This window comes from Streptococcus sp. Marseille-Q5986, assembly GCF_946902915.1.
GTDB lineage: Bacteria > Bacillota > Bacilli > Lactobacillales > Streptococcaceae > Streptococcus.
The window spans coordinates 287,185-311,956 of the sequence record NZ_CAMPPY010000001.1; the positions used below are offsets into that span (position 1 = coordinate 287,185).

Consider the following 24,772-nt stretch of genomic DNA (forward strand, 5'->3'; position numbering starts at 1 on the left):
TATATCATATTTTCCTGCTTTTTTACTGATAGTTTAGTAAAAGTTTAGTAAAAAGGATTGACTTTGGGAAATCCCTTGGATACAATAGAAGAAAACGATTACACGTTAAGGTGACTTAACGGACAGTAAAAGGAGAAATCATATGACACAACATCTTACTGCTGAAGCGCTTCGCAAAGACTTTCTTGCTGTTTTTGGTCAAGAAGCAGACCAAACATTCTTTTCACCAGGTCGTATCAACTTGATTGGTGAGCACACAGACTACAACGGTGGGCACGTTTTTCCAGCTGCTATTTCCTTGGGAACTTACGGTGCAGCTCGTAAGCGTGACGACCAAGTTTTACGTTTCTACTCAGCTAACTTTGAGGACAAGGGCATCATCGAAGTACCTTTAGCTGACCTCAAGTTTGAAAAAGAGCACAACTGGACCAACTATTCAAAAGGTGTCCTTCATTTCTTGCAAGAAGCTGGACATGTGATTGACAAAGGTTTTGATTTTTATGTTTATGGGAATATCCCAAATGGTGCTGGCTTGTCTTCTTCAGCATCCTTGGAACTTTTGACAGGGGTAGTGGCAGAGCATCTCTTTGATTTAAAACTAGACCGTTTGGATTTGGTTAAAATCGGAAAACAAACAGAAAACAACTTTATTGGAGTTAATTCTGGTATTATGGACCAATTTGCTATAGGTATGGGGGCAGACCAACGTGCCATTTACCTAGATACCAATACCTTGGAGTATGACTTGGTGCCACTTGATTTGAAGGACAATGTTGTTGTTATCATGAACACCAACAAACGTCGTGAATTGGCAGATTCTAAATACAATGAACGTCGTGCTGAGTGTGAAAAAGCTGTGGAAGAGTTGCAAGTTGACTTGGATATTCAGACCTTGGGTGAATTGGACGAGTGGGCCTTTGACCAATACAGCTATCTGATTAAAGACGAAAATCGTTTGAAACGTGCTCGCCATGCTGTGCTTGAAAACCAACGTACCCTTAAAGCTCAAGCAGCTCTTCAGGCAGGTGATTTGGAAACTTTTGGTCGCTTGATGAATGCTTCTCACGTTTCTCTGGAGCATGATTATGAAGTAACTGGCTTGGAATTGGATACCCTGGTTCATACTGCTTGGGCACAAGAAGGAGTTCTAGGTGCTCGTATGACAGGGGCAGGTTTTGGTGGCTGTGCTATTGCCTTGGTGCAAAAAGATACTGTTGAGGCCTTTAAGGAAACTGTTGGCAAGCATTACGAGGAAGTCGTTGGATATGCTCCAAGTTTCTATATCGCTGAAGTTGCAGGTGGCACTCGCGTCCTTGACTAGTTAAAAGGAGGCTTTATAGTGACCTTAGTAGATAAATTTGTAACACATGTCATTGCTGAAAGTTCATTTGAGGAAATGGATCGAATCTACCTGACCAATCGTGTCTTGGCACGAGTGGGAGATGGTGTTTTGGAAGTTGAGACGGATTTGGATAAATTGATTGACCTCAAGGATCAGTTGGTTGAGGAGGTGGTTCGATTAGAGACGATTGAGGATAGTCAGACTGCGCGTGAAATCCTTGGTGCTGAACTAATGGATTTGGTAACCCCTTGTCCAAGTCAGGTCAATCGTGACTTTTGGGCAACCTATGCCCAATCACCAGAGCAGGCAATAGCAGATTTTTACCAGCTCAGCCAGAAAAATGACTACATCAAGCTCAAGGCCATTTCTAAAAATATTGCTTATCGCGTTCCATCAGACTACGGAGAACTGGAGATTACCATCAACCTCTCTAAACCTGAAAAGGATCCAAAGGAGATTGCGGTAGCCAAGTTGGTGCAAGCTAGCAATTATCCCCAGTGTCAGCTTTGTATAGAGAATGAAGGCTACCATGGTCGGGTCAACCACCCAGCTCGCAGCAATCACCGTATTATCCGTTTTGAAATGGCTGGTCAGGAGTGGGGCTTCCAGTATTCGCCCTATGCTTATTTTAATGAGCACTGTATCTTCTTAGATGGGCAGCACCGTCCCATGGCCATTAGTCGTCAGAGTTTTGAGCGTCTGCTGGCTATCGTAGAGCAGTTTCCAGGCTATTTTGCAGGCTCTAATGCCGACTTGCCGATTGTGGGGGGGTCTATTCTAACTCATGACCACTATCAGGGAGGCTGTCACGTATTTCCTATGGAATTGGCTCCTCTGCAAAAGACTTTCTGTTTTGCTGGATTTGAGCAAGTCAAGGCTGGGATTGTCAAGTGGCCAATGTCAGTGCTACGTTTGACTTCGGATTCTAAAGAGGATTTGATTAACTTGGCTGACAAGATTTTGCAGGAATGGCGTCAGTATTCAGATCCTACAGTGCAGATTTTGGCAGAGACAGACGGGACACCGCATCACACTATCACACCTATAGCGCGTAAACGTGATGGCCAGTTTGAGTTGGACCTGGTCTTGCGAGACAATCAGACATCGCCAGAGCATCCTGATGGCATCTATCATCCCCACAAGGATGTTCAACATATCAAGAAGGAAAATATTGGCTTGATTGAGGTCATGGGCTTGGCTATCCTTCCGCCACGATTGAAAGCGGAAGTGGAGCAAGTGGCAAGCTACCTTGTAGGAGATGATGAAGCAGTTGCCTCTTACCATCAGGAATGGGCAGACCAACTCAAAGCCCAACATCCAGGCCTAGAGGATAAAGAAAAAGCCCTTGAAATCGTCAAGGACTCTGTTGGTGCTATCTTTGCGCGTGTTTTGGAGGACGCAGGAGTTTACAAGCAGACTGAGCAGGGACAGGCAGCCTTTATGCGTTTTGTAGAACAGGTCGGAAGTTTCCCAGGCTAGGAGCTCTCTCCTTGCACAGTCCTATAAAAAGTAGTATCATAGTGTCGTTTGAACTATCAGGAGGAAACGATGAAAGATTTTCATTTTGACGCTATCTCTGCCTTTGAAAATTACGAAATTGAACAAATGAGAGATGGTCACGTTGTGGTGACGACCAAAGTAGTGGATTCGTCGCTAAACTACTATGGCAATGCCCATGGTGGCTATCTCTTTACCCTTTGTGACCAGATTAGTGGTTTGGTGCTTATCTCGCAGGGGCTTGATGGAGTGACGCTCCAGTCCTCTATCAACTACCTCAAGGCAGGAAAACTCGACGACGTGCTGACCATTAAAGGAAAATGCGTCCATCAAGGTCGCACAACATGTGTGGTGGATGTGGATATCACCAATCAAGAAGGCAGAAATGTCTGTAAAGCAACTTTCACTATGTTTGTCACAGGCCAAAGGTCAGAAGACAGACAGGTGAGGATATAAAGAGTAATTTAATAGAGTGAGGTGAATTTTGGAAGTTATAAAATTTGCCTTACTCATTTTTTGATATTGATATGATTTAATTCTAAAATAGAAAATTTAGTAATGTGGTAGAAAATACAAGAGTTGTGTTTTAATTTCTATGGTATAATTAAAAGCATGAAGATAAAAGAAATAAAGGAAGTTACTTTACAACCGTTCACGAAATGGACAGGTGGTAAAAGACAATTATTGCCTGTTATTAGAGAATTAATACCTAAAACCTATAACAGGTATTTCGAACCTTTTGTTGGAGGTGGAGCTTTATTTTTTGATTTGGCTCCTAAAGATGCGGTTATCAATGATTTTAATGCTGAACTGATAAATTGCTATCAACAAATTAAGGATAACCCTCAAGAATTGATTGAAATTTTAAAAGTTCATCAGGAATATAATTCAAAAGAATATTATTTAGATTTACGTTCTGCTGATCGTGATGAAAGAATAGATATGATGTCTGAAGTACAAAGAGCAGCACGTATTCTCTATATGTTGAGAGTAGACTTTAATGGTTTATATCGTGTGAATTCTAAGAATCAGTTTAATGTACCTTATGGTCGTTATAAAAATCCTAAAATTGTTGATGAGAATTTGGTATCTGCTATTTCAACTTATCTGAATAATAATCAAATAGAAATTAAAAAAGGAGATTTTGAAAAGGCTGTTTTGGATGTTCAACCAGGGGATTTTGTATATTTTGATCCCCCGTATATTCCATTGTCAGAGACAAGTGCCTTTACTTCCTACACTCATGAGGGGTTTTCTTATGATGATCAAGTAAGATTAAGAGATACCTTTAAGAAATTGAGTGATACAGGGGCTTATGTTATGTTATCAAACTCCTCTAGTTTTTTAGTAGAGGAGTTGTATCGAGATTTTAATATCCATTATGTTGAAGCTACCCGAACTAATGGAGCAAAATCTTCGAGTCGAGGAAAAATTTCTGAAATTATAGTCACAAATTATGAAAAATAACGAATATAAGTATGGAGGTGTTTTAATGACAAAACCATACTATAATAAAGATAAAATGATCCTTGTTCATGCAGATACGTTTAAGTTATTATCGAAAATGAAACCAGAAAGCATGGACATGATCTTTGCTGATCCTCCATATTTTTTGAGCAACGGTGGTATATCAAATTCTGGTGGACAGGTTGTATCTGTAGATAAAGGTGATTGGGATAAGATTTCTTCCTTTGAGGAAAAGCACGAATTCAATCGGAAATGGATTCGTTTAGCAAAAGAAGTTTTGAAGCCTAATGGGACTATTTGGATTTCAGGGAGTTTGCATAATATTTACTCAGTTGGAATGGCATTAGAGCAAGAAGGTTTTAAAATTCTAAATAACATTACTTGGCAGAAAACAAACCCTGCACCTAATTTATCTTGTCGTTATTTCACTCATTCTACTGAAACTATTTTATGGGCAAGAAAAAATGATAAAAAAGCTCGTCATTATTACAATTACGATTTAATGAAAGAATTGAATGATGGAAAACAAATGAAAGATGTCTGGACCGGTTCTTTAACAAAGAAAGTTGAAAAATGGGCTGGGAAACATCCAACTCAAAAACCAGAGTATTTGTTAGAACGCATTATTTTAGCCTCTACTAAAGAGGGTGACTATATTCTAGACCCATTTGTTGGTAGTGGCACTACGGGTGTTGTTGCGAAGCGATTAGATAGAAGATTTATAGGTATCGATGCTGAAAAAGAATATTTAAAAATTGCAAGGAAGAGGTTGGAGGCAGAAAATGAAACAAACTAGAAATTTTGATGAGTGGTTGTCAACGATGACTGACACAGTAGCTGACTGGACTTATTATACAGATTTTCCTAAGGTTTATAAAAATGTATCTAGTATAAAAGTTGCTCTAAATATTATGAATAGTCTTATTGGTAGTAAAAATATACAAGAGGATTTTTTAGACTTATATCAAAATTATCCAGAAATTTTGAAAGTTGTGCCTATACTTATTGCTAAACGTTTGAGAGATACGATTATTGTTAAGGATCCGATAAAAGATTTCTATTTTGATTTTAGTAAACGAAACTATAGTATTGAAGAATATACTATGTTTTTGGAAAAATCAGGTATATTTGATTTATTGCAAAATCATTTAGTATCAAATTTAGTTGACTACGTTACAGGTGTTGAGGTTGGTATGGATACTAATGGGCGCAAAAATCGGACTGGAGATGCGATGGAAAATATTGTCCAAAGCTATCTTGAAGCTGAAGGATATATTTTAGGAGAGAATTTATTTAAAGAGATTGAACAAAATGAAATAGAGGAAATTTTTTCTGTCGATTTATCTGCTATTACGAATGATGGGAATACTGTGAAACGTTTTGATTTTGTCATAAAAAATGAACCAGTGCTTTATCTGATTGAGGTTAATTTTTATTCAGGAGGTGGTTCAAAATTAAATGAGACGGCTAGATCTTACAAAATGATTGCTGAAGAAACTAAAGCTATTCCTAATGTTGAGTTTATGTGGATTACTGATGGACAAGGTTGGTATAAGGCTAAAAAGAATTTACGAGAAACATTTGATATTTTACCATTCTTATATAATATTAACGATTTGGAACATAATATTTTAAAGAATTTGAAATAGATCCAATTCAATTAGATGGGAATTGGGATTGATTATACTTGTCAACAAAAAAGAGGCTCACACCTCTTTTTCTTATTTCTTTTTCTTATTTCTTTTTATGATTTAATACGGCATTGAGGACAATGGCAAGTAGGCTGGCTACGACGATTCCGTTTGAGAAGAACATTTGGAAGGCTGTCGGCATACTAACGAATAGATTACTATTGTTGAGTCCGACACCTGCGGCGATTGAAACAGCTGCGATAAGGAAGTTATGTTCATTGTTAGCAAAGTCAACACGGGCGAGGATTTGCATTCCTTGAATGGATACAAAACCAAACATCACCAGCATGGCACCACCAAGGACAGGGCCCGGAATGATTTGGGCAAGGGCGCCAAACTTAGGAAGGAGTCCAAGGAGAACCAGGAAACTAGCTGCGTAGTAGATTGGCAGACGAGTCTTGATACCTGATAATTTAACCAAGCCAACGTTTTGTGAAAATCCTGTGTAAGGGAAAGTGTTAAAGATTCCTCCTAGAAGTACGGCCAAGCCTTCTGCGCGGTAACCGTTGCGAAGGCGCGTGCTGTCGATTGGGTCTTTCGTGATATCAGACAAGGCTAGGTAAACACCAGTTGACTCAACCATAGAAACCGTTGCGATGATACACATCATGACAATAGATGAGATTTCAAAGGTTGGCATCCCAAAGTAGAGTGGAGTTGGGACATGGACAAGTGGTGCTGCTGCAACAGGAGAGAAATCAACCAAGCCCATGCTAGCAGCAATAGCAGTTCCAACAACCAGACCAATCAAAATGGAGATAGACTTGATAAATCCTTTGGTAAAGATGTTGATTAAGAGGATGATCAGAACAGTGATTGCAGCAAGCAAGAGACTTTGACCCGTTGGCTCTGGGACGTTATTTCCCATATTTCCAATAGCGACAGGAATCAAGGTTAAACCAATCGTGGTAATAACAGATCCTGTTATGATAGATGGGAAGAGATTGGCCACTTTTGAGAAAATGCCTGAAACAAGAACCACGTAAATCCCTGATGCGATAAGAGCACCAAACATAGCACCACTACCATGGCTTTGCCCAATCATAATCAAGGGAGCTACCGACTGAAAGGCAACTCCAAGAACGACTGGGAGTCCAATCCCAAAGTATTTGTTGAGTTGGAGTTGAAGGAAGGTGGCCACCCCACACATGAAGATATCTGTGGAGATCAGGTAGGTCAACTGCTCAGCTGAATAGCCAAGGGCTGTCGCAATCATGATGGGAACCAGGATAGATCCTGAGTACATGGCTAGTAAGTGCTGCAAGCCAAGAACGGCTGCTTGCGAGTGTTTTTTTTGAGTTTGCATTAGAGATCTGCCTCCTTAAATATGACCTGACCATTTTCAAAACGATCTAAGCGAGCAAGTGATAGGATGGGGTAACCTGCTTTTTCAAGCAAATCGCGGCCATCTTGGAAGGATTTTTCAATCACGATACCGATGGCTTCGACTGTGGCACCGGCTTGTTCGATGATTTGGATCAAGCCTTTAGCCGCTTGGCCGTTAGCAAGGAAATCGTCAATAATCAAGACCTTGTCCTCTGGTGAGAGGAATTTTCCAGCGATAGAAACGGTGCTGGTCACCTGCTTGGTAAAGGAGTAGACTTCGGCAGTTAAGATGCCTTCATTCATAGTGATGTTCTTAGCTTTTTTGGCAAAAATCATGGGAACGTTTAAGGTTTCAGCTGTAAAAATGGCTGGGACAATGCCCGAAGCTTCAATGGTTACGACTTTGGTAATGCCAGCAGTAGCAAATTTTTCCGCAAAAACTTTACCAATCTCTCGCATCAAGCTAAAGTCAACTTGGTGGGTTAAAAAGGAATCCACCTTGAGAATGTTGTCACCCAAGATATGCCCATCCTTGAGGATGCGCTCTTCTAATAATTTCATAAGACCTCCTAAAGTCTAAAAGCTAATCCATTTGCTTGTTTAGAGTTTCTAGCAAGAAATAGAAAAAGAACCTACTTAACAGGTAAGCAAGCCCTCCAAATAGGTATGGCCCAACCCATACCTTCAGCAGACTTACTCATTGTTAGGTGTTCTGGCACCTTGTAGAAACGTCGTGCCAATTCACGACATAAACAAGTAAAACGATATTCAATTTAAAATAGGCTTGTGCCAATGTTTTTATTTTACACTAAATAATTTTAGAAATCAAATATTTTGTCAGTGTTTTGAAATAAAAGACGAACAAATTGAAGAAAAATGGACAAATTCTCAATTATAAGCTAACATTTAGAAGATTTTTTCATCATAAAAGGCACATTATCAAGATTCTTCAAGACCTGACAATATGCCTTTTTCTGATTTGAAAGATTTTTTCTATTCTCTATTCGCTAAATCTTAAAAAATAGCCATCTGGATCCAAAACTGCAAATTCATGAGGATAGATATAGTGATCTCCAACACGAAACTTTCTTTTGGTTAAAGGACGATAAATAGGATAGTTTGCTTCCATCACTTTTTGATAGAGTTTTGGAACATTCTTTATGCCAAAGGAGATATTGACTCCACGACCAAATGGGTAGGTCAGCTGAGCTAATTCTTCTGCGCTGCCTTCTTCTAGCATAAGTTGGCAGTCTTCAAGCGAGAGGAAGAGAAATTTCTCCTCTGGACGCTCGTATTCGATAGAGAATCCTAGCAGGTCGCAGTAGAAGTGGCGTGATTTTTCGATGTCAGATACTACAAATTCAGGAATGACAGCTTGATAGTCCATTCGTTTTCTCCTTAGAGTTCAATCTCCATGACAATGGGTGTGTGGTCTTGGCGCGCACCGGAGTCAATCATATCAGACTTGGTCACCTTGTCAGCGATGCGGTTACTTGTGAGCCAGTAGTCGATTCTCCAGCCTGTATTGTTGATTTTAGAAGTCTTGCTGCGTTGTGCCCACCAAGTGTAGCGTTCAGGAACATCGCCGTGAACATGGCGGAAGGTATCCGTAAATCCAGTTGCTAAAAGGTTGGTAAATCCAGCACGCTCCTCGTCCGTAAATCCAGGTGAACGGCGGTTGCTAGCAGGATTTGCAAGGTCGATTTCATTGTGGGCTACATTGTAGTCACCGGTCGCAAGGACTGGTTTTTCTTTGTCTAGTTCAGCCAAATACTCTGCATATTTGACATCCCAGACTTGACGTTCTTCCAAGCGTTTGAGACCGTCGCCAGCGTTTGGAGTGTAAACTTGCGTTACGAAAAATTCATCAAATTCCAAAGTGATGATGCGGCCTTCCAAGTCCATGGTAGAAGGGGCACCGATTTCTGGAAAACTGATTGTAGGCGTAAGTTCTTTCTTATAAAGGAACATGGTTCCAGCATAGCCTTTACGGGCAGGTTCTTGGGAAGAGCGCCACGTATTTTCGTAGCCTGGGAAGAGTTCCTCTAAAATTTCCAAGTGTTTCTTTGTAGGCCCTTTGGCAGAAAGCTTGGTTTCTTGGATAGCGATAATATCAGCATTTTCTGCCACAAGGGTTTGTAGGACTTCTTGGGACAATTTGGCACGAGCTGAGTCACTAGTTAGGGCAGCGTTTAGGGAATCAATATTCCATGAGATGAGTTTCATAAAGTTACCTTTTTCATTCAGATTATAGATTTTATTATACCAAAAAAAGCCTTATTTCCCCAACGTATGGTTTGAAAAATCACTCTCTTTCGTTTATAATGTAAGAATGATTTTATGAAGGGGAGTGAAAATAGATGAAATTCTATTCTTATGGCTATGTACTCAGCCAAATGGCATCATGATTGGTTTAGGGATTGTCCTATTAGCTGTGACAGTTTTTTTTGCTTTTAAGGCATACCATGATAAAAAGGGGACCAAATTTCGTGAGTTGGTCATGATTTCAGCTCTGACCTTATTAGCTCTCCTTTTGGTCAGCATCACGATTTATCAAAACAATCAAGTTTCTAATAATAAATTTCAAGCTTCACTTCATTTCATCGAGGTTGTTTCCAAAGATTTGGGAGTGGATAAATCAGAAGTTTGCGTCAATACTTCAGCTGCCACTGATGGAGCGCTTGTCAAGGCAGGTTCAGATTTCTACCGTGCTATAAACGGAAGTGACCCAGACAAGTATCTTTTAGAGAAATTAGAATTTCATCAAACAGACGCTATTGAATTGGTGGAGGTAAACAAGTAATACTCAACTACATGGAAATTTTAATCAAATTGGTCTTGGGCCTCTTCTCGCTGGTTTTTGTGATCAATGTGACAGGAAAGGGGAACCTAGCACCTAACTCTGCGACAGACCAAATTCAGAACTATGTTCTCGGTGGTATCATCGGTGGGGTGATTTACAATAGTTCAATCAGTATTCTGCAATACGCAGTGATTTTGATGATGTGGACGATTTTGGTCTTGACCCTCAAATGGCTCAACAACAATGTTCGTTTTGTCAAACGCTTGATTGATGGAAAACCGACTCTCCTGATCAAAAATGGGCAGATTGACCCAGAAGCCTGTCGTTCAGTTGGCTTGTCTGCAGCGGATGTAGCCCTCAAACTACGTAGCCAAGGGATTTTCCAGATGAAACAAGTCAAACGAGCAGTGCAGGAGCAAAATGGCCAACTCATTGTGGTCCAAATGGGAGATGAAAATCCTAAGTATCCAGTTGTGACTGACGGTGTGATCCAAGTGGACGTCTTGGAATCGATTGGTCGTAGCGAAGAGTGGTTGCTTGATAACCTCAACAAGCAAGGACATGACAATGTAGCCAATATCTTTATCGCTGAGTATGACAAGGGTGCCGTTACAGTCGTAACCTATGAATAAGAAAAACCTGGGGTCTTGTACTCTTCAAAAATCAAATTCAAACTGCGTCAACGTCGCCTTGCCGTACTCGAGTACAGCCTGCGGCTAGTTTCCTAGTTTGCTCTTTGATTTTCATTGAGTATTGGCCTCAGGTTTCCATTTACAATCAGAAAGGGATTTTATGTCCATTATTAAAAAACTTTGGTGGTTTTTCAAGTTAGAAAAACGCCGTTATCTAGTCGGGATTGTGGCTCTGGTATTGGTTTCCGTCCTCAATCTCATTCCACCTATGGTCATGGGGCGGGTCATTGATGCCATCACATCGGGGCAATTAACCCAGCAGGACCTCCTTCTTGACCTATTTTACCTGCTGCTTGCAGCCTTTGGAATGTACTATCTGCGCTATGTGTGGCGTATGTATATTCTTGGGACTTCCTACCGTCTGGGGCAGATTATGCGCTCTCGCTTGTTTGAGCATTTCACAAAAATGTCTCCAGCCTTTTATCAAACCTATCGGACGGGGGACCTGATGGCACACGCAACCAACGATATCAATGCCTTGACTCGTCTAGCAGGTGGCGGTGTTATGTCTGCGGTGGATGCTTCTATCACGGCTTTAGTGACCTTGCTGACCATGCTCTTTAGCATTTCATGGCAGATGACTCTGGTTGCTATTTTGCCCCTGCCTTTTATGGCTTATGCCACCAGTCGTTTAGGGAGAAAGACTCATAAGGCCTTTGGCGAATCCCAAGCTGCCTTTTCCGAACTCAATAACAAGGTGCAGGAGTCTGTATCAGGTATTAAAGTAACCAAATCTTTCGGTTACCAGGCGGACGAGTTGAAGTCCTTTCAGGCAGTCAATGAATTGACCTTCCAAAAGAACCTCCAAACTATGAAATACGATAGTCTCTTTGACCCTATGGTTCTCTTATTTGTTGGTTCCTCCTATGTTTTAACGCTCTTGGTAGGCTCCTTGATGGTTCAGGAAGGGCAGATTACCGTTGGGAATCTAGTAACCTTTATCAGCTACTTGGATATGCTGGTTTGGCCTCTTATGGCCATCGGCTTCCTCTTTAATATCACTCAGCGAGGGAAGGTTTCTTACCAGCGGATTGAGGAACTTTTGTCTCAGGAATCACCTGTACAAGACCCTGAGTTTCCTCTAGACAGTATTGAAAATGGGCGCTTAGAGTACGATATTGACAGCTTTGCCTTTGAAAATGAGGAAACACTGACAAATATTCACTTTAGTTTGGAAAAAGGGCAAACTCTGGGCTTGGTCGGGCAGACAGGCTCTGGAAAAACGTCCTTGATTAAACTCCTCTTGCGTGAATACGATGTGGATAAGGGTGCCATTTACCTAAACGGCCACGATATTCGTGACTATCGTCTGACAGACCTTCGCAGTCTCATGGGCTATGTTCCTCAGGACCAGTTTCTCTTTGCGACTTCGATTTTAGACAATATCCGCTTTGCTAATCCTAATTTACCACTTTCAGCGGTCGAGGAAGCGACTAAGCTAGCCCAAGTTTACCAAGACATTGTAGCCATGCCTCAGGGATTTGATACGTTGATTGGTGAAAAGGGAGTCAGTCTTTCTGGAGGTCAAAAGCAGCGTCTGGCCATGAGTCGGGCTATGATTTTAGACCCTGATATCTTGATTTTGGATGATTCTTTGTCGGCCGTGGATGCCAAGACGGAGTATGCGATTATCGACAACCTCAAGGAGACGCGAAATGACAAGACAACCATTATCACGGCTCATCGCCTCAGTGCGGTTGTCCATGCAGATTTGATTTTAGTCCTGCAAAATGGCCAAATCATCGAACGAGGCAGGCATGAAGACTTGCTAGCTTTGGATGGCTGGTATGCCCAAACCTACCAGTCTCAGCAGTTGGAAATGAAAGGAGAAGAAGATGCAGAATAAGAAAGAACAATGGGCTGTATTGAAGCGCTTGATGTCCTATCTCAAGCCTTACAGCCTCCTGACCTTTTTAGCACTCAGTTTTCTCCTAGCGACGACGGTCATTAAAAGTGTCATTCCCCTTGTGGCTTCCCACTTTATTGACCAGTATCTCAGCAACCTCAATCAACTTGCCGTTACCGTTTTGCTGGTCTACTATGGCCTTTATATCCTACAAACTCTGGTCCAGTATGTCGGTAATCTTCTCTTTGCGCGCGTGTCCTACAGTATTGTTAGGGATATTCGTCGGGATGCCTTTGCTAATATGGAGAAGCTGGGCATGTCTTATTTTGACAAGACGCCAGCAGGCTCTATCGTCTCTCGTTTGACAAATGACACCGAGACAATCAGTGATATGTTTTCGGGGATTTTATCCAGCTTTATTTCTGCAGTTTTTATCTTTCTGACAACCCTTTATACCATGTTGGTGTTGGATTTTCGTTTGACAGCTTTGGTCTTGCTCTTTCTCCCCTTGATTTTCCTTTTGGTCAATCTCTATCGGAAAAAGTCAGTCAAAATCATCGAAAAAACTAGAAGTCTCTTATCAGATATCAATAGTAAGCTAGCCGAAAACATCGAGGGAATCAGAATAATCCAGGCCTTTAATCAAGAGAAGCGCCTGCAGTCAGAGTTTGATGAAATCAACCAAGAACACTTGGTCTATGCCAACCGTTCTGTAGCCTTGGATGCCCTCTTTTTGCGCCCTGCCATGAGTTTGTTGAAACTCCTAGGATATGCAGTTTTAATGGTCTATTTTGGCTATCGAGGACTTTATCTGGGAATAACTGCCGGGACTATGTATGCCTTTATCCAGTACATCAATCGTCTCTTTGATCCCTTGATTGAAGTGACGCAAAACTTTTCAACCCTGCAAACGTCTATGGTTTCTGCAGGCCGTGTATTTGCCTTGATTGACGAGAGGGCCTATGAGCCTCTTCAAGAAAATGGTCAGACTGAGGTCAAAGAAGGCAACATTCGTTTTGAACATGTGTGTTTCTCATATGATGGGAAGCATCCGATTCTGGATGACATTTCCTTCTCCGTTAACAAGGGTGAAACCATTGCCTTTGTAGGTCATACAGGTTCAGGGAAATCGTCTATTATCAGTGTCCTCATGCGCTTTTATGAATTTCAGTCAGGGCGAGTTCTCTTGGATGATGTGGATATTCGGGAATACAGCCAGGAAGAGCTGAGAAAAAATATCGGTCTAGTCTTGCAGGATCCCTTCCTCTATCATGGGACCATCAAGTCCAATATCGCCATGTACCAAGAGATCAGTGATGAGCAGGTTCAGGCTGCGGTAGCCTTCGTGGATGCAGATTCCTTTATTCAGGACCTTCCTCAGGGTTATGATTCCCCTGTTTCTGAGCGTGGTTCGAGCTTCTCTACTGGTCAGCGTCAGCTTCTAGCCTTTGCTAGAACAGTTGCCAGTCAGCCTAAAATCTTGATTTTGGATGAAGCGACAGCCAATATTGACTCTGAAACAGAAAGTTTAGTTCAAGCTTCTCTGGCGAAGATGAGACAGGGACGAACCACCATTGCCATCGCTCACCGCCTTTCTACTATTCAAGATGTCAACTGTATCTACGTATTGGATAAGGGGCGCATTATTGAGAGTGGAACCCATGAGGAACTCTTGGCTCTGGGAGGAACCTATCACAAGATGTATAGTTTGCAGGCAGGGGCCATGTCCTAATACTCTTTGAAAATCTATTAAAACCAGGTCATCTTTATCTGCAAGCTAAAAGCTGTACTTTGATTTTCATTAAGTATAAGAAGGAAATCCTTCAAATTACAGATTTCTTTCACCGCCTTTTCTATTTTGTGGTATAATGAAAAATGTTGACAAATAGTATAAAAAAACAAAGGAGAAACAGCATGCTGAAATGGGAAGACTTGCCCGTGGAAATGAAATCAAGCGAGGTTGAGTCTTACTACCAGCTTGTCTCTAAAAGGAAAGGTTCACTGATTTTCAAGCGTTGTTTGGACTGGATTCTGGCCTTGGTCTTGCTAATTTTGACTTCCCCAGTATTTCTGATCTTGGGTATTTGGATTAAGTTGGATAGCAAGGGACCAGTGATTTATAAGCAAGAGCGCGTGACCCAGTATAATCGACCTTTCAAGATTTGGAAGTTCCGTACCATGGTGACGGATGCGGATAAAAAAGGCAGTCTGGTGACTTCTGCTAACGATAGTCGCATTACTAAGGTTGGCAATTTCATCCGCCGTGTCCGTTTGGACGAACTGCCTCAGTTGGTTAATGTCCTTAAAGGTGAGATGTCCTTTGTTGGTACACGACCTGAAGTGCCACGCTACACAGAGCAGTATAGCCCTGAAATGATGGCAACCTTGCTTTTGCCAGCAGGGATTACCTCTCCAGCCAGCATCAACTACAAGGATGAGGACACTATCATCAGTCAAATGACGGAGAAAGGTCTGTCGGTTGACCAAGCCTATGTCGAACACGTCCTTCCTGAAAAGATGCGCTATAACCTCGCCTATCTACGAGAGTTTAGTTTCCTTGGAGATATCAAAATCATGTTTCAAACCGTGTTTGAAGTGCTAAAATAAAGTAGTCATGAGAGAATGAGTACAGATAAAAGGAGTAAATCAATGCCAAATTACAATATTCCATTTTCACCACCCGATATTACAGAAGCAGAAATTGCTGAAGTAGCAGACACTCTGCGTTCTGGTTGGATCACAACAGGTCCGAAGACAAAAGAACTAGAGCGTCGCTTGTCTCAATATACACAGACACCTAAGACTGTCTGCCTTAACTCTGCGACTGCCGCTCTTGAGTTGATCTTGCGCGTCTTGGAAGTTGGACCTGGTGATGAAGTCATCGTTCCAGCCATGACTTATACAGCTTCATGTAGTGTTATCACTCACGTAGGGGCAACCCCTGTCATGGTGGATATCCAAGCAGATACTTTTGAGATGGATTATGACCTGCTGGAGCAAGCTATCACTGAAAAAACTAAGGTGATCATCCCAGTAGAGCTCGCGGGGATTGTTTGCGATTATGATCGTTTGTTCCAAGTTGCGGAGAAGAAATGTGACCTCTTTACAGCTGCAAGCAAGTGGCAAAAAGCCTTTAACCGTATCGTGATTGTTTCTGATAGTGCCCATGCTTTGGGATCAACATATAAAGGACAACCTGCTGGTTCTATCGCTGACTTTACTTCCTTCTCATTCCACGCAGTTAAGAACTTTACGACTGCTGAGGGTGGAAGTGCGACTTGGAAGGCCAATCCAGCGATTGATGACGAAGAAATGTACAAGGAATTCCAAATCCTTTCCCTTCACGGGCAAACTAAGGATGCTCTTGCTAAGATGCAACTGGGGTCATGGGAATACGATATCGTTACACCAGCCTACAAGTGTAACATGACAGATATCATGGCGTCACTTGGTTTGGTACAATTGGACCGTTACCAAAGTTTGCTTGGCCGTCGTAAGGATATCGTGGATCGCTATGATCGTGGTTTTGCAGGTTCTCGTATCCATCCATTGGCACACAAGACTGAAACTGTCGAATCTTCACGCCACCTCTACATCACCCATGTAGAAGGAGTGAGCCTAGAAGAACGCAACATTATCATCCAAGAATTGGCCAAAGCAGGAATTGCAAGTAATGTCCACTACAAACCGCTTCCTCTCTTGACAGCCTATAAGAATCTTGGTTTTGATATGGCAGATTATCCAAGAGCCTATGCCTTCTTTGAAAATGAAATTACGCTTCCACTTCATACTAAACTAAGCGATGAAGAAGTAGACTATATCATTGAGACTTTCAAAACAGTTTCTGAAAAAGTGCTAACTTTATCAAAAAAATCGTAAAAAAGTCTTGACAAAGAAAAAACAAAGTATTAAAATAAGTTCAACAAATCAGAAAAGTAACTATTTTTGATCTTCAGGGAGCCTGTGGTCATTGTGAACAGGTGGTTGGAAGTAGTGAAAGTGGGCTGATTTTAAAAATGAATTTGAAACAATGAAAATTCGGTGCGCACACCTTACAGTGCAACTTGTTGTTAGACAAGGCAGAGATGTAAAGGGATAGTCCCTTTATAATTGAGGTGGCACCGCGTTACCAACGCCCTCACACGGAAATCGATTCCGTGTGTGGGCTTTTTTCGTAACATGATAGCGATAGAAAGTTGAAAGATTCGAACTATCAAGGAAAGAAGCTAGTAAAGGTGTATCGAAATAAAAATCTCATCATCAATGTCTCTGGTCGTGGAGATAAGGACGTAGCTGCAATTGCAGACTACCTAGAAGCTAAAAAATAATAGATGGAAAAATTACAGTACTTTCTTTCCCAGAGAGCTTGTGGTTGCTGGAAACAAGCAGAGAAAGCTGTAAGGTTGGGTCCATCTGAAACAAGAGAAAAAAACATAATTCTCAAGGGAGTGCCCTTTATCGCACAGCCTGTTACAGGAGGTTTTTGAGACAGGAATGAGAGATAGGAGAAATCCTATAATTGAGGTGGCACCGCGAATTTCGTCCCACGCAAGTTATTTTGCGTGGGGATTTTTCATACAGTCGCTACGAACTAGAATTAGAACTGAAAGGGAAATTACAATGGAACGAATTATTCATGGAGATGTCTTATCACCAATCTTGGCTTATATGCGCCTAAAGGGGCAACACAAGGTTATCTTAGAGAGTATTCCGAGAGACAAGGAAACCGCTCGTTTTTCTATCTTAGCTTATAATCCAGTTTTTGAGATTAAGTTTGAAAATGGAGTTCTCTATCAAAATGGCCAAGTTATTGATCGGGATCCCTTGGATTTTCTTTATGAAGTGACTCATAAGAGCCAGCACCACTCAGACCTACCTTTTGGTGGTGGAGCCATTGGTTTTGTTGGTTACGATATGATTTCGCTTTATGAAGAAATTGGTCAAATTCCTGAAGATACAATTGGAACGCCAGACATGCATTTCTTTGTCTATGAGAGTTACATGGTCTTTGACCACAAGAAGGAGAAAATCCATGTCATCGAGGATGCTCTCTATAGTGAGCGTAGTCAAGAAGACTTGGAAGAAGCCTTGAACCAAGTGCTTGAGGAATTACGCATTCCTGCTCCAAATGAATTTGAAGACTTGGATTTATCACCACTTGACTTCAAACCCCATATCGCTCCTCAGAAGTTTGAGGAAATGGTAGAAACCGCTCGTGACTTGATTCGTAACGGGGATATGTTTCAATGTGTGCTTAGTCAGCGCTTCTCAGCAGAAGTTACTGGAAATCCATTTGACTTCTACAGAAATCTCCGTGTGACTAATCCATCTAATTACCTCTATTTCTATGATTTTGGGGATTATCAAATCATCGGAGCTAGTCCAGAAAGTTTGGTTTCTGTCAAAAATGGCATCGTGACAACCAATCCGATTGCAGGGACACGACCAAGAGGAGCTACTGATGAAGAAGACAAGGCTTTGGCGACAGACCTCCTCTCTGATGAGAAGGAAACAGCAGAGCATCGAATGTTAGTAGACTTGGGTCGTAATGATATTGGTCGCATCTCTGAAACGGCTAGTGTCCAAGTCACCAAGTATATGGAAGTGGAGCTCTTCCGCTATGTCATGCATTTGACCAGTGTGGTCAAGGGACATTTGATTCCAGAACTCACTGCTATGGATGCCTTGAAAGCAACACTTCCTGCTGGAACCGTTTCTGGAGCACCAAAGATTCGAGCGATGAGACGCATCTATGAACTGGAAACAGAAAAACGTGGCGTATACGCAGGAGCAATCGGCTACTTGTCTGCAACGGGTGATATGGATTTGGCCATCGCCATCCGAACTATGATTCTCAAAAATCAAACAGCCTATGTGCAGGCTGGGGCAGGGATTGTCTACGACTCTATCGCCCAAAACGAATACCAAGAAACCATTAACAAAGCTAAATCTATGACTAGAATTGGAGAACTAAGACCATGATTTTATTGATTGATAACTATGATTCTTTTACCTATAACTTGGCCCAATACATTGGGAATTTTGCAGAAGTTCAGGTCTTGAGAAATGATGATCCCAAGCTATATGAAGAAGCTGAAAAAGCAGATGGTTTGGTCTTTTCTCCTGGTCCAGGTTGGCCAATTGATGCTGGAAAGATGGAAGATATGATTCGTGACTTTGCTGGCAAAAAGCCGATTCTTGGGATTTGTCTGGGTCATCAAGCCATTGCAGAAGTCTTTGGTGGTAAGCTAGGCTTGGCTCCAAAAGTCATGCATGGGAAGCAGAGCAATATCAGTTTTGAAGCGCCATCTGTTTTGTATCAAGGTATCGAGGATGGCCGTGCGGTCATGCGTTACCACAGTATTTTAATTGAAGAAATGCCAGAAGAGTTTGAAGTGACAGCTCGTTCGACTGATGATCAGGCCATTATGGGAATTCAACATAAAAACCTACCGATTTATGGCTTCCAGTACCATCCAGAGAGCATTGGAACGCCAGATGGCTTGTCTTCTATTCGGAATTTTATCGAGAAGGTTGTAAAGTGAGGAAACTAGGATGAAAGAGATTATTGAAAAACTAGCAAAATTTGAAAATTTATCAGGTGTGGAAATGACGGATGTCATTGAGCGTATCGTAACTGGGCGTGTAACGGAGGCGCAGATTGCTTCTCTCCTCTTAGCTCTTAAGATGAAGAGAGAAACACCTGAAGAACGCACAGCCATTGCCCAAGTCATGAGAGGTCATGCCCAACATATTCCAACTGAAATTCATGATGCCATGGACAACTGTGGTACAGGTGGAGACAAATCCTTCAGCTTTAACATTTCCACAACCTCAGCCTTTGTCTTGGCTGGTGGTGGTGTTCATATGGCAAAACACGGTAACCGCTCGATTTCTTCTAAATCTGGTTCTGCAGATGTCCTCGAATCCTTGGGCATCAATCTTGACCTCAAACCAGCTGAACTAGGTAAGGTCTTTGATAAAACTGGAATCGTCTTTCTCTTCGCTAAAAATATGCACCCAGCAATGAAATACATCATGCCAGCTCGTTTGGAACTAGGAATTCCAACGATCATGAACTTGACTGGTCCCCTGATTCACCCAATAGCTTTGGAAACACAGCTTCTTGGCATTAGTCGTCCAGAACTTTTAGAAAGTACAGCTCAGGTTTTGAAAAATATGGGTCGTAAACGTGCCATCGTGGTTGCTGGACCAGAAGGTCTTGATGAAGCTGGCTTGAACGGAACAACCAAGATTGCTCTTCTTGAAAATGGCGAAATTACCTTGTCAAGCTTCACTCCAGAAGATTTGGGGATGGAGCGCTACGCTATCGAAGATATTCGTGGAGGCAATGCTCAGGAAAATGCAGAAATTTTGCTCAGCGTTCTGAAAAACGAAGCAAGTCCATTCTTGGAAACCACAGTCTTGAATGCTGGTCTTGGTTTTTATGCTAATGGTAAGGTAGCTAGTATCAAGGAAGGAGTTGCCTTGGCCCGTCAAGTGATTGCTGGTGGCAAGGCCCTTGAAAAACTCAGACTGTTACAGGAGTACCAAAAATGAGTCAGGAATTTTTAGCACGAATCTTGGAGCAGAAGGCGCGTGAGGTTGAGCAGATGGAGCTGGAGGAAATCCAGCCCCTGCGCCAGACCTATCGCTTGGCTGACTATCTAAAACAACACCAAGACCGTTTACAGGTAATCGCTGAGGTCAAGAAAGCTAGCCCTAGTTTGGGAGATATCAATCTCGATGTGGATATTGTGCAACAGGCCCAGACTTATGAAGAAAATGGCGCAGTGATGATTTCTGTTTTGACAGATGAAGTTTTCTTTAAAGGTCATTTGGATTATCTACGGGAGATTTCCAGTCAGGTAAACATTCCAACGCTCAACAAGGACTTTATTATCGATGAAAAGCAAATCATCCGCGCTCGCAATGCAGGTGCAACGGTCATCCTACTCATTGTGGCAGCCTTGTCTGAAGAACGTCTCAAGGAACTTTATGACTACGCGACGGAACTTGGTCTGGAAGTTTTAGTGGAGACTCACAATCTAGCTGAACTAGAAGTGGCTCACAGACTTGGTGCGGAGATTATTGGTGTTAATAACCGCAACTTGACTACCTTTGAAGTTGACTTGCAGACCAGTGTAGATTTGGCTAAACATTTCAAAGATGATTGCTTGTACATTTCTGAATCTGCTATTTTCACAGGGCAGGATGCGGAACGAGTAGCACCATACTTTAACGGAATTTTGGTAGGGACAGCTCTTATGCAGGCAGAAGATGTGGCCCAGAGAATCAAGGAGTTGCAGATTGACAAAGGTTAAAATTTGTGGACTATCGACCAAAGAAGCGGTGGAGACAGCTGTATCAGCAGGAGCAGACTATATCGGTTTTGTCTTTGCACCCAGTAAAAGACAGGTGACCTTGGATCAGGCTGCTGAGCTGGCAAAGCTTATTCCTGCAGATATCAAAAAGGTTGGTGTATTTGTTTCACCAAGTCGGGCAGAACTGCTAGAAGCGATTGAAAAAGTTGGCTTGGACTTGGTTCAAGTTCACAGTCAGGTGGCGGATGATTTGTTTGAGAATTTGCCTTGTGCCAGTATTCAGGCTGTGCAGGTGGATGGAAATGGTCATGCGCCTAATTCTCAGGCAGACTATCTACTCTTTGATGCCCCTGTGGCAGGGAGTGGTCAGACCTTTGACTGGGCTCAACTGGATACGACAGGATTAACTCAACCCTTCTTTATCGCAGGTGGGCTTAAGGAAGATAATGTAGTAAAAGCAATTCAACACTTTACTCCCTATGCAGTAGATGTATCAAGCGGAGTGGAGACAGATGGACAAAAAGATCATGAAAAGATTAGAAGATTTATAGAGAGGGTAAAGAATGGCATATCAAGAACCAAATAAAGATGGATTTTACGGAAAATTCGGCGGACGTTTTGTCCCAGAAACATTGATGACAGCAGTTTTGGAGTTGGAGAAGGCCTACCGTGAAAGTCAGGCAGACCCCGGTTTCCAAGAGGAATTAAACCAACTTTTGCGCCAGTATGTGGGACGTGAAACTCCCCTTTACTACGCAAAAAATTTGACTCAGCATATCGGCGGAGCCAAGATTTATCTTAAACGTGAAGACCTTAACCATACAGGGGCCCACAAGATTAACAATGCCTTGGGACAAGTTTTGCTTGCTAAACGCATGGGTAAAAAGAAAATTATCGCTGAAACAGGTGCAGGTCAGCACGGTGTGGCAACTGCAACAGCTGCGGCCCTCTTTAACATGGAATGTACCATCTACATGGGTGAGGAAGATGTTAAACGCCAAGCCCTCAATGTCTTCCGTATGGAGCTTTTGGGAGCCAAAGTTGAGGCAGTGACAGATGGTTCGCGCGTGCTCAAGGATGCGGTCAATGCAGCTCTTCGTTCATGGGTGGCTAATATCGATGATACCCACTATATCCTTGGTTCTGCCTTGGGGCCTCATCCTTTCCCAGAAATCGTTCGTGACTTCCAAAGTGTCATCGGTAGAGAAGCTAAACAACAGTACCGTGACTTGACAGGTCAAGATCTACCAGATGCCCTAGTAGCCTGTGTTGGTGGTGGTTCTAATGCCATCGGTCTCTTCCATCCATTTGTAGAAGATGAGTCTGTAGCTATGTATGGAGCTGAAGCGGCTGGACTTGGTGTGGATACAGAGCACCACGCAGCTACCTTGACCAAGGGTCGTCCAGGTGTTCTTCACGGTTCCCTCATGGATGTGCTCCAAGATGCCCATGGTCAAATTCTTGAAGCTTTCTCTATCTCAGCAGGTTTAGACTATCCTGGTATCGGTCCTGAACATTCTCACTACCACGATATCAAACGTGCCAGCTATGTCCCTGTGACAGACGAAGAAGCCTTGGAAGGATTCCAACTCTTGTCTCGTGTGGAAGGGATTATCCCAGCCTTGGAATCTAGCCATGCTATCGCTTTTGCAGTGAAATTGGCCAAAGAACTTGGCCCAGACAAGTCCATGATTGTCTGTTTATCAGGTCGTGGGGACAAGGATGTGGTTCAAGTCAAGGACCGCTTGGAAGCAGATGCAGCAAAGAAGGGAGAAGCTCATGCCTAAGACACTAACAGAAAAATTAAACGCTATAAAAGCAGCTGGAAAAGGAATTTTCGTTCCCTATATCATGGCTGGAGATCATGAGAAAGGTTTGGACGGTCTCGCTGAAACAATCCACTTTTTAGAAGATTTGGGTGTCTCTGCCATTGAAGTGGGCATTCCCTTTTCAGACCCTGTTGCAGATGGACCTGTTATCGAAGAAGCTGGCTTGCGTAGTCTATCCCATGGTACTTCGACACAAGCTTTGGTTGAAACCTTGAAAACCATTGAAACAGAGGTTCCGCTGGTCATTATGACCTACTTCAACCCCCTCTTTCAGTACGGTGTGGAGAACTTTGTCAAAGATCTGGCTGATACAGCGGTTAAGGGCTTGATTATCCCAGACCTGCCTCATGAGCATGCCAACTTTGTAGAACCATTTTTGGCAGATACAGACATCGCCTTGATTCCCCTAGTTAGTTTGACGACAGGAATTGAGCGCCAGAAAGAGTTGATTGATGGGGCAGAAGGATTCGTCTATGCGGTTGCCATCAATGGGGTGACAGGGAAATCTGGCAATTACCGTGCAGACTTGGACAAGCACTTGGCACAATTGCATCAAGTGGCCGATATCCCAGTCTTGACAGGTTTTGGCGTATCTAGTCAAGCCGATGTAGAACGCTTCAATGCGGTGTCAGATGGCGTTATCGTCGGTTCAAAAATCGTAAAAGCTCTCCATCAAGGAGAGCCGATTCAGGACTTTATCAAACAAGCAGTAGCTTACCAAAAATAATCACACAAGCAGCAAGTAAGAGGAAAGGCATGAAAGGAAGTCTTTCCTTTTTCTTTTTCAGGAGAAAGGCTAGAATCCCTGTAGCAGAAGCAAACTGAATCAAGATCAGTAATTCTGTTGCGCTAAAGACGAGAGAGCAGGAAGCTAGAAAGAGAAAATCCCCTGCGCCCATGCGGATATCGATAAAATGAGCCAAAATTCCAAGAGCAAGGAAGAAGACCATGACCAGATTCCAGCTAGAGGAAGCCATGAGAATTAGGTGGAAAGTCATCCAGACCAGTAGGGGATATTCCTGATGGTGAAAGTCGTAGATGCCCAAGGTCAAACCAGCAGTGATTAGGATGACTTGACTCAAGGAGAGTAATTCCCAAGAGTAAAGCAGAAAGATGAGTCCTAAGCCTAGTTCAAAGAGGGCATACCAAATAGGATAGTGGACCTCGCAGTAGCGACAGCGAAAGCGATTAAAGACCTGAGAGAGGATGGGAATCAAATCTAAGGGACGCAAACGAGTCTGACAAGAATCACAGTGACTGGCTGGACTGATAATGGATTGCTCTGGAAAACGGTCAATAACCAAACCAAGAAAGGAAGCGAGAATGCTCCCGACAAGAAAAAAATAAAAATCAATCATACTTATCTATTCGTAAAAAATGGGAGAAGTAGTATAATGGAGAAACATAGATAAGATGGTGAGGCAAAGATGATAATTCGTTTTGAAGAAAAGGTGACTACAGAAAACGCTCGGATCGTATGCCAATGGTCCAACTCCCTAGGCAAATCATTTCAAGAACAATGGATGGGAACAATAATTCCTTTTCCCTTGACAATTCAAGTCTTGCAAGATTTGGAAGGAATCTTTTCAATCTTTGAAGGACAAGAGTTTGTGGGGCTTATCCAGAAAATCAGGCTAGAAGACAGTAATCTTCATATTGGAAGATTTTTTATCACTCCCCAGAAACAGGGGCAAGGCTTAGGTAGCCAGGCTTTTAAGGGCTTTATGCAATTGATGTTTGAAAATAGAGATATAGAGAGTATTTCTTTAACAGTATTTGACTCCAATCAAGCAGCAAAGCATCTGTATCAAAAAGAAGGATTTGAAATCGTTCAAATGGTTGAAGCACCCGTACGAAAATACATCATGAAAAAGGGGAGATAGGAGTTTAATTCCAAATATAAAGAAAGCGAACAAAACAGAATTCTGATTTTCAGAAAACAGGTTTGTTCGCTT

Annotated in this window: 25 protein-coding genes, 1 pseudogene, 1 riboswitch and 1 other annotated feature; of the genes and pseudogenes, 21 read left to right on the forward strand and 5 right to left on the reverse strand. The window is 42.3% G+C overall.

All coding sequences use genetic code 11. The features are described from left to right. The first annotated feature begins 142 nt into the window (after nucleotides 1-142). From OVN21_RS01635 to OVN21_RS01660, 6 genes are all read left to right on the forward strand, one after another. Nucleotides 143-1,321: a galactokinase gene (locus OVN21_RS01635; protein WP_267246995.1), complete on the forward strand. Its 1,179-nt coding sequence runs from the start codon at nucleotides 143-145 to the stop codon at nucleotides 1,319-1,321. 18 nt (nucleotides 1,322-1,339) lie between these two features. Beyond that, nucleotides 1,340-2,821, forward strand: coding sequence for a UDP-glucose--hexose-1-phosphate uridylyltransferase (locus tag OVN21_RS01640; RefSeq protein WP_267246996.1), 1,482 nt, complete (start codon nucleotides 1,340-1,342; stop codon nucleotides 2,819-2,821). 69 nt (nucleotides 2,822-2,890) lie between these two features. Next, nucleotides 2,891-3,295 carry a PaaI family thioesterase gene (locus OVN21_RS01645; RefSeq protein ID WP_267246997.1) on the forward strand — a complete coding sequence of 135 codons (405 nt, stop codon included), beginning with the start codon at nucleotides 2,891-2,893 and terminating at the stop codon, nucleotides 3,293-3,295. A 156-nt stretch (nucleotides 3,296-3,451) separates the two neighbouring features. Next, entirely contained in the window at nucleotides 3,452-4,306 is an 855-nt protein-coding gene (locus tag OVN21_RS01650; protein ID WP_267246998.1) for a DNA adenine methylase, read from the forward strand. A 25-nt stretch (nucleotides 4,307-4,331) separates the two neighbouring features. After that, nucleotides 4,332-5,102, forward strand: a complete 771-nt coding sequence (locus tag OVN21_RS01655; protein ID WP_267246999.1) for a DNA-methyltransferase — start codon at nucleotides 4,332-4,334, stop codon at nucleotides 5,100-5,102. Then, nucleotides 5,089-5,955, forward strand: a complete 867-nt coding sequence (locus tag OVN21_RS01660) for a type II restriction endonuclease (protein WP_267247000.1) — start codon at nucleotides 5,089-5,091, stop codon at nucleotides 5,953-5,955. The genes OVN21_RS01655 and OVN21_RS01660 overlap by 14 nt, the downstream gene beginning before the upstream one ends. An 85-nt stretch (nucleotides 5,956-6,040) precedes the next feature. Here OVN21_RS01660 and OVN21_RS01665 read toward each other — a convergent pair whose 3' ends face one another. The 4 genes from OVN21_RS01665 to OVN21_RS01680 form a co-directional block, all read right to left on the reverse strand. After that, entirely contained in the window at nucleotides 6,041-7,303 is a 1,263-nt protein-coding gene (locus OVN21_RS01665; protein WP_267247001.1) for a nucleobase:cation symporter-2 family protein, read from the reverse strand. Next, entirely contained in the window at nucleotides 7,303-7,884 is a 582-nt protein-coding gene (locus OVN21_RS01670) for a xanthine phosphoribosyltransferase (RefSeq protein WP_267247002.1), read from the reverse strand. Before OVN21_RS01670 ends, OVN21_RS01665 begins: the two co-directional genes overlap by 1 nt. Nucleotides 7,885-8,003: 119 nt before the next feature. Beyond that, nucleotides 8,004-8,099: riboswitch (purine riboswitch) on the reverse strand. A 224-nt stretch (nucleotides 8,100-8,323) separates the two neighbouring features. Next, nucleotides 8,324-8,710 (reverse strand): bleomycin resistance protein, encoded by a 387-nt coding sequence (locus OVN21_RS01675; protein WP_267247003.1) that lies wholly within the window; start codon nucleotides 8,708-8,710, stop codon nucleotides 8,324-8,326. 11 nt (nucleotides 8,711-8,721) lie between these two features. Continuing rightward, nucleotides 8,722-9,549, reverse strand: coding sequence for an exodeoxyribonuclease III (locus OVN21_RS01680; RefSeq protein ID WP_267247004.1), 828 nt, complete (start codon nucleotides 9,547-9,549; stop codon nucleotides 8,722-8,724). 134 nt (nucleotides 9,550-9,683) lie between these two features. On the opposite strand from OVN21_RS01680, the pseudogene OVN21_RS01685 reads away from it, so the two are divergent. The 14 genes and pseudogenes from OVN21_RS01685 (at nucleotide 9,684) to trpA (ending at nucleotide 23,544) form a co-directional block, all read left to right on the forward strand. Next, a pseudogene (locus OVN21_RS01685) lies at nucleotides 9,684-10,126 on the forward strand (DUF3290 family protein). 11 nt (nucleotides 10,127-10,137) lie between these two features. Further along, nucleotides 10,138-10,758, forward strand: a complete 621-nt coding sequence (locus OVN21_RS01690; RefSeq protein ID WP_267247005.1) for a DUF421 domain-containing protein — start codon at nucleotides 10,138-10,140, stop codon at nucleotides 10,756-10,758. 160 nt (nucleotides 10,759-10,918) lie between these two features. After that, a complete protein-coding gene (locus OVN21_RS01695) occupies nucleotides 10,919-12,664 on the forward strand; it encodes an ABC transporter ATP-binding protein (protein ID WP_267247006.1) in 1,746 nt (581 codons plus the stop codon). After that, nucleotides 12,654-14,396: an ABC transporter ATP-binding protein gene (locus tag OVN21_RS01700; RefSeq protein ID WP_267247007.1), complete on the forward strand. Its 1,743-nt coding sequence runs from the start codon at nucleotides 12,654-12,656 to the stop codon at nucleotides 14,394-14,396. Before OVN21_RS01695 ends, OVN21_RS01700 begins: the two co-directional genes overlap by 11 nt. Nucleotides 14,397-14,578: 182 nt before the next feature. Next, a complete protein-coding gene (locus tag OVN21_RS01705; RefSeq protein ID WP_267247008.1) occupies nucleotides 14,579-15,271 on the forward strand; it encodes a sugar transferase in 693 nt (230 codons plus the stop codon). A gap of 42 nt (nucleotides 15,272-15,313) precedes the next feature. Beyond that, a complete protein-coding gene (locus OVN21_RS01710) occupies nucleotides 15,314-16,543 on the forward strand; it encodes a DegT/DnrJ/EryC1/StrS family aminotransferase (RefSeq protein WP_267247009.1) in 1,230 nt (409 codons plus the stop codon). A gap of 34 nt (nucleotides 16,544-16,577) precedes the next feature. Then, nucleotides 16,578-16,807, forward strand: a binding site (T-box leader). Nucleotides 16,808-16,860: 53 nt separating this feature from the next. After that, nucleotides 16,861-16,992: a hypothetical protein gene (locus tag OVN21_RS01715; protein ID WP_267247010.1), complete on the forward strand. Its 132-nt coding sequence runs from the start codon at nucleotides 16,861-16,863 to the stop codon at nucleotides 16,990-16,992. 292 nt (nucleotides 16,993-17,284) lie between these two features. After that, the gene (gene trpE, locus OVN21_RS01720; RefSeq protein WP_267247012.1) at nucleotides 17,285-18,646 is read left to right on the forward strand and encodes an anthranilate synthase component I; all 1,362 of its coding nucleotides are present in this window, start codon (nucleotides 17,285-17,287) and stop codon (nucleotides 18,644-18,646) included. Continuing rightward, entirely contained in the window at nucleotides 18,643-19,209 is a 567-nt protein-coding gene (locus tag OVN21_RS01725; RefSeq protein WP_261274617.1) for an aminodeoxychorismate/anthranilate synthase component II, read from the forward strand. The genes trpE and OVN21_RS01725 overlap by 4 nt, the downstream gene beginning before the upstream one ends. Nucleotides 19,210-19,219: 10 nt before the next feature. Then, nucleotides 19,220-20,224 (forward strand): anthranilate phosphoribosyltransferase, encoded by a 1,005-nt coding sequence (gene trpD, locus OVN21_RS01730; protein ID WP_267247013.1) that lies wholly within the window; start codon nucleotides 19,220-19,222, stop codon nucleotides 20,222-20,224. Beyond that, the gene (gene trpC / locus OVN21_RS01735; protein ID WP_267247014.1) at nucleotides 20,221-20,988 is read left to right on the forward strand and encodes an indole-3-glycerol phosphate synthase TrpC; all 768 of its coding nucleotides are present in this window, start codon (nucleotides 20,221-20,223) and stop codon (nucleotides 20,986-20,988) included. Before trpD ends, trpC begins: the two co-directional genes overlap by 4 nt. After that, nucleotides 20,975-21,574, forward strand: coding sequence for a phosphoribosylanthranilate isomerase (locus tag OVN21_RS01740; RefSeq protein ID WP_267247015.1), 600 nt, complete (start codon nucleotides 20,975-20,977; stop codon nucleotides 21,572-21,574). Before trpC ends, OVN21_RS01740 begins: the two co-directional genes overlap by 14 nt. Further along, complete coding sequence (gene trpB, locus OVN21_RS01745; protein ID WP_267247016.1) at nucleotides 21,552-22,775, forward strand: tryptophan synthase subunit beta; 1,224 nt, start codon at nucleotides 21,552-21,554, stop codon at nucleotides 22,773-22,775. The genes OVN21_RS01740 and trpB overlap by 23 nt, the downstream gene beginning before the upstream one ends. After that, entirely contained in the window at nucleotides 22,768-23,544 is a 777-nt protein-coding gene (trpA, locus tag OVN21_RS01750) for a tryptophan synthase subunit alpha (RefSeq protein ID WP_267247017.1), read from the forward strand. The genes trpB and trpA overlap by 8 nt, the downstream gene beginning before the upstream one ends. Here the strand turns inward: trpA and OVN21_RS01755 are convergent. Beyond that, entirely contained in the window at nucleotides 23,516-24,175 is a 660-nt protein-coding gene (locus OVN21_RS01755; protein ID WP_267247018.1) for a prepilin peptidase, read from the reverse strand. The genes trpA and OVN21_RS01755 overlap by 29 nt on opposite strands. Before the next feature lie 69 nt (nucleotides 24,176-24,244). Between OVN21_RS01755 and OVN21_RS01760 the strand changes: the two genes are divergently transcribed. Beyond that, entirely contained in the window at nucleotides 24,245-24,700 is a 456-nt protein-coding gene (locus OVN21_RS01760) for a GNAT family N-acetyltransferase (RefSeq protein WP_267247019.1), read from the forward strand. Nucleotides 24,701-24,772 lie beyond the last annotated feature (72 nt).